At 54.6% G+C, this 937-nt stretch carries 3 protein-coding genes; all 3 read left to right on the forward strand.

The window, feature by feature from the left end; translation table 11 throughout:
* The coding region (locus ACFQRK_RS23915; protein ID WP_379010950.1) for a type IX secretion system membrane protein PorP/SprF at nt 1-185 on the forward strand (185 nt) is incomplete at its 5' end.
* Between the two features lie 23 nt (nt 186-208).
* A complete protein-coding gene (locus ACFQRK_RS23920; RefSeq protein ID WP_379010952.1) occupies nt 209-496 on the forward strand; it encodes a hypothetical protein in 288 nt (95 codons plus the stop codon).
* 17 nt (nt 497-513) lie between these two features.
* On the forward strand, nt 514-937 hold a 424-nt coding region (locus ACFQRK_RS23925; RefSeq protein ID WP_379010954.1), incomplete at its 3' end, for a tetratricopeptide repeat protein.

Below are 937 nucleotides of genomic sequence, written 5' to 3' on the forward strand. Positions count from 1 at the left end.
TGAGCAAGCAGAACTCGGTTTCTGCGATCACGCAGCTGTACGTGACCCCTCAGCTGCGGGTGGGTTATTCGTATGATTACATTCTGAGCCGGCTGAGCAGCGTTCAGAACGGCTCGCATGAAATCACCTTGGGCATCACCTTCGGCCGGAAAGACCGGCGGCTGCTGAGCCCGAGGTTTTTTTAGGATTCACTAACGATCTACGCAGGATGGCCATGTTGTTTGAAAAGCTTGCCATGTTTCTGGACGGTACACACGGATTCCACTATACCCGTGACGGTCACCGGATGGAAATCTGGCTATCCGCGCGGGAAAAGCTTCCCCTCGTGGTATCACACATGGGAAACAACCGGTTCATCGTCTCTTCGCGCAATCTGTCGTATGAGCTGAAGGGCGATGCAAGGGCGTTTCGGTACATCATGCGGATTTTTTTTACCATGGACGGAACGTTAATTGACCATAAATTTATTAGGTGGAGTCTATGCACCTCTTACTGATGAGAAGCAAACGAGTTATGAAGAACAAACTACTAGGAACAGGCATTCGGTTTTTTTCGGTTATACTTCCGGCGGCATTCCTGCTGCTGTCGGTTTCCGCGGTGTACGGCCAGGAGCAGCTCGGTCTCCGGGACCGTGCTGAGCAGGCGTTCCTGAGATACGAATATGCCAACGCGGCGGCGCTGTACGTGAAACTGGTGGATAGCAGAAAGCCGCGTCTGGCCGACCTGGAGCGATTGGCCTACTGTTACATGCAGATGAAGGACTACGAATCGGCGGAGAACTGGTATTCGCGCGTGGCGGCCATGGAAGGGAGCAGCCCGGAGAACCTGCTGCGGTACGGGGAGGTGCTGAAGATGAACGGGAAGTATGCCGGGGCGAAGGAGCAGCTGGAAGCGTATGCTGAAAAAACCGGCGACCGGGGCCGGGTTTCGGTACAGC

The sequence above is a fragment of the Parapedobacter sp. GCM10030251 genome, assembly GCF_042666505.1.
In the GTDB taxonomy this organism is placed as follows: Bacteria; Bacteroidota; Bacteroidia; order Sphingobacteriales; family Sphingobacteriaceae; genus Parapedobacter.

Excerpts from the sequence above, each read along its gene's own strand:
- ACFQRK_RS23920 (WP_379010952.1), top strand. The coding sequence starts at position 209 with ATGGCCATGTTGTTTGAAAAGCTTGCCATGTTTCTGGACGGTACACAC.